Source organism: Polaromonas sp. (genome assembly GCF_012927485.1).
Classification (GTDB): Bacteria; Pseudomonadota; Gammaproteobacteria; order Burkholderiales; family Burkholderiaceae_C; genus Polaromonas.
Map to the genome: position 1 here is coordinate 19,821 of NZ_JABBPC010000002.1, position 7,572 is coordinate 27,392.

General features: G+C 56.2%; 6 protein-coding genes. All 6 read left to right on the plus strand.

What is annotated here, in order from left to right; genetic code table 11:
• The first annotated feature begins 3 nt into the window (after positions 1 to 3).
• Positions 4 to 810 (plus strand): OmpA family protein, encoded by an 807-nt coding sequence (locus HHJ16_RS00120; protein ID WP_293639675.1) that lies wholly within the window; start codon positions 4 to 6, stop codon positions 808 to 810.
• A 51-nt stretch (positions 811 to 861) separates the two neighbouring features.
• A complete protein-coding gene (gene tssA, locus HHJ16_RS00125; protein ID WP_293639677.1) occupies positions 862 to 1,920 on the plus strand; it encodes a type VI secretion system protein TssA in 1,059 nt (352 codons plus the stop codon).
• Positions 1,921 to 1,952: 32 nt separating this feature from the next.
• Positions 1,953 to 2,594 carry a type VI secretion system lipoprotein TssJ gene (tssJ, locus tag HHJ16_RS00130; RefSeq protein ID WP_293639679.1) on the plus strand — a complete coding sequence of 214 codons (642 nt, stop codon included), beginning with the start codon at positions 1,953 to 1,955 and terminating at the stop codon, positions 2,592 to 2,594.
• Between the two features lie 83 nt (positions 2,595 to 2,677).
• The gene (gene tssK / locus HHJ16_RS00135; protein WP_293639681.1) at positions 2,678 to 4,018 is read left to right on the plus strand and encodes a type VI secretion system baseplate subunit TssK; all 1,341 of its coding nucleotides are present in this window, start codon (positions 2,678 to 2,680) and stop codon (positions 4,016 to 4,018) included.
• A 5-nt stretch (positions 4,019 to 4,023) separates the two neighbouring features.
• Complete coding sequence (gene icmH, locus HHJ16_RS00140; protein ID WP_293639683.1) at positions 4,024 to 4,815, plus strand: type IVB secretion system protein IcmH/DotU; 792 nt, start codon at positions 4,024 to 4,026, stop codon at positions 4,813 to 4,815.
• Positions 4,816 to 4,912: 97 nt separating this feature from the next.
• Positions 4,913 to 7,572: type VI secretion system Vgr family protein (locus tag HHJ16_RS00145; protein WP_293639685.1), on the plus strand; the 2,660-nt coding region annotated here is incomplete at its 3' end.

Genomic DNA, 7,572 nt, shown 5'->3' on the forward strand with positions numbered 1-7,572 from the left:
CAGATGAACAACTTTTTTAAACAGCTTTGTGTGCTTTTCTTTGGTGCCTGGATTGCACTGCAAAGCGTGGAGGTCGTTTTTGCACAAGGCTCCGGCCAGGTCGCCATTGCCTCAACACCGGGCCAGGTAGTGATTACAGGTACGGTGCCAGACGATACAAGCAAACTTGCCATTTTGACCAAACTCCGAGAGGTGTATGGCGCTGATAAAGTGCTCGATCAGATTTCGGTTGGCGCGGTCGTTATGCCTCCCAACTGGAATACCTATGTGCAAAAACTCATCACACCCAACCTCAAGCTGGTCAATCGAGGACAGCTCAAGATTGACGGCAATGTCGTGAATTTGCGTGGTGAAGTAGCGAATGAAGTACAAAAACAACAAATCGTCAGCGATATTGCCGGCAACCTCAACCCCAGTTACATCGTCAACAATGGGTTGAGAATTACTGCTTCTGATCAGGGTGCTCTTGATCAAACTCTTGCCAATCGAGTTGTTGAATTCGAAAGCGGGCGCTCCTACCTCACCCCTCGTGGAAAGCAGATTCTGGATGAGATGGCAGCCGAACTACAAAAATTAAAAAGTCAGAAGGTGGAAATCATCGGCCACACGGATGATCAGGGCTTGCGATCCAGCAATGTATCGCTCAGTCAAGCTCGTGCAGAAGCAGTGAAATCCTACTTTTCTGAAAAAGGCATCGATAGCAAGCTCGTTACTACTTCTGGCGCGGGGCCGGACCGGCCGGTTGCGAGTAACGCTACTGGCGAAGGTCGCGCAAGAAACCGTCGTATTGAATTCCGACTCTCTCAGTAAATCCTGAGCCGACCTATTTCCTTGCCGCCTTACCGCATCCAACATCCCACAATGCTGCATTTCAACCAACTCCTTGTTCCTATTTCCGAGTCCTCTCCAGCCGGCGAGGATTTGACTTTCTCAGTGGAGGTTGATGCCATCAATTTAGCGAGGCAGTTTGACGACCCCTCGCTGGATCAGGGCGAATGGGTTGTTGCGATAAAGGAAGCCGATTGGGAGTTCGTATATGACCGATGCTCGCATTTGCTGGCTACAAAGTCGAAAGACTTACGTATTGCTGGCTGGCTGACAGAAGCTGCTACAAAAAAGCGCCAGTTTGAGGGCTTGGCGGCTGGATTTGAACTGCTTGCACAAATGTGCGACCGATATTGGAAAGAGTTGTACCCGCCTCTGGATACGGACGACATGGAGCAGCGCGTAGGTAACCTGTCGTGGTTGCTGGCACGATCCGTGCAACTGGTCAAAGAAATTCCTTTGACCGAAGGGAGGGAAACGGCATTTTCCTGGTCCGATTTCGAGGCTGCACGCGCACGCGCAAACACAGCATTGCGCACGGGAGGGAACGCCAGCGCTGATATTCAGCAGCCTGATTTGGCTGTGCTTGAGAGCGCGCGACGCAAGAGCTCCAAAGGGTTCTATGAAGCGCTGAACATCAGTGCGGCCCATTGCCAGGTAATGCTCGCAGACTTCGAGCGCACGCTGGATGCGCTGTTAGGCCCTGAAGGTCCAAGCTTTACTCAGCTCAAAGACACACTGGAAACAGTCTCCAAAAGCATTGAGCGGTTTGGTGTCGATGTCGGTCTTGCGTCTCCGGCGACTGCTACGAAAGCTGATGGTGAAAAAGGTAGCAATGCCCCCGGCGGGGGCTTACCGGTAATCGGTGGTGTGATTTCGAATCGGGGTCAGGCCCTTGAGCAATTGCGCCTCGTGGCAGAATTTTTCAGACGGACCGAACCGCATAGTCCCGTCGCTTATTTGGCTGACAAAGCGGCGACATGGGGTGACCTACCGCTGCACATATGGCTCAAAACGGTTATCAAGGACGCCGGCTCGCTGGCCTTTATCGAGGAGATGCTGGGTGTTAAGGCAGCAGATTCCACAGACCACTAAAAGGAGTTCTGTTGCCATGCCCAGTCGTTTTAATGATCGATTTTTTTAAGTTGCTCAACTTCATGCGCCTTGTTATTGCCGTTTCCTTGCTCTGTTGCACGGTCTTCCTGAGCGCATGCGGCACCGTTGGCGCCGTCTCAACTGTGGCAAAAGTGGCCAACTTCACCCTTGAAACGATGGGGCTGAAAGCGCCGAGCGCTCCCGACTTACCGGATTCTCAAATGCCTCCACGCAATGTGGCAGTTAAATTACATGCGGGTAGCAATCTCAATTCCGGGGCCACGGGTAGACCGCTGTCATTGATCACGCGGATCTATAAGCTGAAACAAACCGGCGCTTTCTATTCAGCGCCCTACTCAGTTTTTCTGTCGCCCGAAAAGGAAAAAGAAGCATTAGGTGGCGATTTGATTGAAGTCAGGGAGCTAAATATTCTCCCTGGACAACTCTATGAAGTCACAGAAAAGGTTACACGCGAGGCCAATTTTATTGGCATCGTGACACTTTTTAGAGATCCTAAGCCGCAACGGTGGCGCGCCGCGTTTGCTGCAAAGGAAGCCGAAAACTCTGGAATTATTGTGGGCTTGCATGCTTGCTCTCTTACCGTAGGCAAAGGGGCCATCGCAGATCAGAGCAACCTACTGCCGGCAGCTAATACGCCGTCTAGTTGTCAATAGAAATTGATCTGTCGTATAGATATGTATTCGTAATTAAACGAAAACCAAACCAAACTAAACCAAATTTAAAGGAGGGCTGTTTCTTGAACTCTGCATCTAAAGTGTTATGGGGTGAAGGCCTGTTTCTCAGGCCTCAACATTTCCAGCGACAAGACGCTTACCACGAGGCGCGCCTTCATCAAATAGCAAATGCTTTGCACCCCTATGCCTGGGGCGTACGAAGCATGCAAATTGACAAAGAAGCCTTGGTCAACAGCAGTTTCAGATTTAACGACTTGTCGGTTATTTTTCCTGATGGCGAAATTTACGATGCACCGCGAGATGACAAGTTGCCACCCGCGGTGTCACTGGCTGAAATCCCTTTGAATCATCAAAGCATCACATTCAGCTTGGCGGTTCCTGCCCTGAATTGGTATGGGGAAAATTCTTCCGCTGTCTCCACCATTGCGATGCGCTACATCCAGAAGGGGGAAGAAACGCCAGACCTGTTTACCCAGGCCGCCACTGCTGAGGTGATGTACCTTGGCAAGCAGGCCCGGCTTGTGTCTGAATTCGAGTCGCTGCAGTCGTATATCAGCTTTCCCATTGCGCGACTTCGTCGGGAGGCAACGGGCGGATTCGCGCTTGACCCGGATTTCATGGCGCCCTGCGTTAGCGTCAAAAGCAATCCGCTGCTTTTCCTGCAAATGCGCCGCTTGATGGATGCCTTGCATGCCAAGGTCAACGCCTTGTATGGCCATCATCGGGAACCCAGTAAAAGTGTGATCGAGTTTCGCTCGGGCGACATAGCTTCGTTTTGGCTATTGCACACTGCTAGCGCGGCCTTCGCGAGCTTGACCCATTTATTTCACCATCCAGTTTTGCACCCGGAGCGCTATTTCGAACAGCTGCTTGGGCTTGCAGGTCAGCTGATGACTTTTTCAAAGATGCATTCACTGGTGGACTTGCCGGTCTACAAGCACGAAGATCCCGGCCCTGCTTTCTCGAAACTGCACAGCATCATCAAGGATTTGCTCGAAACAGTGATCTCTACAAGGTTCTTCGCGGTCGCCTTGTCTGAGATCAAGCCTGGCTATCACAGCGGCAGACTCGATTCAGGCAAGATTGATGACAAAACTGCTTTCTACCTGAGTGTGTCGGCTGACATGCCGGCTCTCGAGTTGGTAGAGATTGTTCCACTGCGTGTGAAGATCGGCGCGCCGGATGATGTCGAAAAGTTCGTGTTGTCCGCCATGCCCGGCGTGCGCCTGGTTCACTCGCCCCAAGTGCCGCCAGCGCTACCGGTTAAGCCTGATACGTATTATTTTTCTGTCGAGAGCAAAGGGCCTTTGTATGAGCGCATGCTTCATGCACAAGCGATCTCGATTTATGCCCCTTCAGGCATTCAAAATCTGAAGCTTGAACTGTTAGCGGTCACCGCTTGATTTATATGGCAACACCTCCTTCACTGTCTTCAAACCTTGGTTCTTTCTCTGAAACTAATGCATCGCGCACTTCGGCACCGGACGCGTCGCGCATTGTGAATTCGCTGGTTGACCTACTTTACGATGGCTTTTATGCCCTGTTTCTGCTCAAAAGCAAAAACCCGCCCACAGACGATGCGGAGTTGGCTGTGCGGATGCATCGCTACTTGGCGGAATTTGGCCGCAATGCCAAAAATCTTGCCGTTACATCAGAAGACCTGCACTTGGCCAAGTTCGCGTTTTGCGCAACCGCCGACGAAATCATTTTGAGATCGCAATTCAAAATTCGTGATGTATGGGAACGCCGTCCTCTGCAGCTCACCCTGTTTGGTGAGCAATTGGCGGGTGAAAGCTTCTTCACGAAACTCGAATCACTGCGCGCCAAAGGGTCTGCCCATGTGCAGGTCCTGGAGGTTTACCACATGTGCCTGCTGCTCGGCTTTCAGGGCAAATACATGATCGAGGGAACCGAAAAATTGAAATACCTCACCGCCCGATTGGGCGATGAAATTGCCAACATGAAAGGCCATCGTGCGCCATTTGCGCCGCATTGGGACCGCCCTGACAAAGTAGCCCATCAGCTCAAGTCAGAAACGCCGCTATGGGTGATCGGCAGCGTATTTGCCTTATTGGCGTTGATGGCCTACATGGGGCTCAACAGCTGGCTGACCAGCTCGACCACGCACATGCTGGGCGGTTATGAGGATTTGGTCAAGCTTGCACCTCGTGCAGCCAACATCACCATCACGCTGCCTTAGCTAATAAAACAGCTACCAAGCACAAGTTTCGACATGCAATCGGCATTGGACAACAAGATCCAGTTGATCGCAATATTTGTTCAGAGAGGAAAACATCATGAGCATTCAAGCCACCGCATTGGCTGCTGACCCGCCCGCGCTCACCCCCGCCGACTTGCTGGCCCTGTTCGGAACCGGTCTGTCGCAGCATTCGCGCCTGATCGAGGTGCAAACCGCGCAGGGCTCAGGCCTGCCCGAGAGCCTGGTGGTCGAACGCTTCTGGGGCCGTGAAGGCGTGAACGAACTGTTCCGTTTTGAAGTCGATGCTTTTAGCGTCAGCACCGGGCTGGATCTCCCGCAATTCATTGGCGAAGACGTCACCCTGCGCGTTCTCCTGCCCGAAGGCGGCCACCGCAGCTGGCACGGCTACTGCACAGGAGCCGCCTGGCTCGGCGCGGACGGTGGCCTGGCGCGCTACCGCTTGACGCTCTCGCCGTTTCTGGCCTTCCTGGCCCTGCGCCATGACGCCTTCATCTTCCAGGACAAAGACGCGCTAGGCATCGTGGACCAACTCCTGAGCGACTACCCCCAGGCCAACGTGCGTTATGAAGTTACCCAGACCCTCAAGCCACGCCCCATTTGCACCCAGTACGGCGAGAGCGACCTCGACTTCCTCACCCGACTGCTCGCCAGCGAAGGGCTGTCCTGGCGCTTTGAGCACGAGCAAACGTCGGCATCCAACGCCAACGCCAGTGCAGGCGCCGACAACCAGAGCAGCGCCCACGCCAAACACTGCCTGGTCATCTTCGACGCCGCGTCCAGCCTGAACCAATGGCCCAGCGTGCAACCGGCAACCATCCGCTTTCACCGCGCCAGTGCCACCGAAAGCTCGGACACCATCACCGCCTTCTCACCCCAGCGCCAGCTCAGTGCCAATGCGGTCGCTCTGAGCGCCTGGGATCCGCAACAACTGCTGGCCCCCGGCGCCGAGCTCGCGAGCAATTTAGACAGCGGCGCCCAGCCCACACTGGCTGTTTATGACGGCGCAGGCCAATGCCGCTACCCCGATGCCGCCTACGCCCAGCAGATCGCCCAACTGCGCCTGGCCGCGCTGGCGCTGTCTGGTAAAACCTACGTCGGCGCCGGCTCTGCCCGCCAACTGGCCGCTGGCGCGCGCTTTACCCTCGCCGGCCATGACCATTACATAGGCGAGCAAAGCCAATTCAAACTCCTGTGGGTCGAACACGCCGCTGCCAACAACCTCTCAGCCCAGGTCAGCGACCTGCTGCAACGCCTGGGTGCAAGCAACAAATCGGCCTTTGCTTTAAGTGCTGCAAGCGTTGCAAGTGCTGCCAACACAAGCAGCCATGAACCAGATAACGATCTAAGCCAGCTCGAACGCGGCAGCTACCGCAACCGCTTTTGCGCCGTACGAGTTGTCGTTCCCGTGGTACCGCAGGCCACGGCCGCGCTCACCCGAGCCATCGCCCCAGGCACACAAACCGCGCTGGTGGTCGGCCTTTCGGGCGAGCTACTGAGCACCGAGCGCAACCACCGCGTCAAAGTCCAGTTTGCCTGGCAGCGCGAAGGCAACGCCCCCAACAACGAGACCAGCGGCACCTGGGTGCGCGTAGCCGAAGCGCTGGCCGGTCCCAACTGGGGCAGCCAGTTCACGCCGCGCCTGGGCACCGAAGTGCTGATCGACTTTACCGACGCCGACCTGGACCAACCCGTGATCGTCGCCCAGCTTTATAACGGCGTGGACACCCCGCCCTTTGCCGCCGGTGTGGACTCCAGCGTCAATCACGGCGGCACGCTGTCGGGCTGGCACAGCCACAACCTGGAAGGCAGCACCAGCTACAACCAATGGGTGCTAGACGATACCTGCGCCCAGCTGCGCATGCGCTTAGGCTCAAGCAGCGCGGCCAGCCAGCTCAACACCGGCTACCTCATCAGCCAAAGCCCTGCCTCGGCGCAACGCGGCGCTTACCGGGGCAGCGGCTTTGAGCTCAGAACCGACGCCTGGGGCGTGGTACGCGCAGCGCAAGGCCTGCTGATCTCCAGCACCGCCCGCGCGCAGAACGGCAGCAGCGTCAACAGCACCCAGATGGACACGCGGGAGGCAAGAGGCCAACTCAAGGCCGCGCAAAGCCTGACCGAAGCGCTGCACCAAGCCGCAAAGCAGCAGCAAGCCCTGGGCGCCGGCCAGACCAAGGAAGCAGCGCAGGCACAAAAGACACTCCTGCAGCGACTGGACCCGAAACAGCAAGGCAGCTTTAAAGCGCAGGGTCTTGCCAGCCTTAACGGGCAGACCACGCAAAAGGCCCAGACCAGCAGCCGCGAACTCGACCCTGCGCTTGAGGCGGGCGTCGAACGCTTCGGCGCTCCCTTGATCGTGCTTGACGCCCCCAGCGCCATCGTGCTCGCCAGCGCCGCCAGCAGTGTTGTGTTCGCGGGTGAACAACTGCACCTGGTGACCCAAGGTGACAGCCAGCTGGGTGCGGCGCACACGGTATCAGCAGTGGCCGGCAAAACCCAGACCTTCTTCACCCATGCCGGCGGTCTGGAGGCCATCGCCGCCAACGGCGCACTGTCCTTGCAGGCGCACACCGATCAGCTGGAGGTGCTGGCCGACAAGGAAGTGACGGTCGTCAGCGTCAGCGACGCCATCCGCATTAATGCCAGGACACAGATCGTGCTCAAGGCCGGCCAGACCAGCATCACGCTGGACGGCGCCGACATCACCTTCGCCTGTCCGGGCACCTTCTCGGTCAAGGG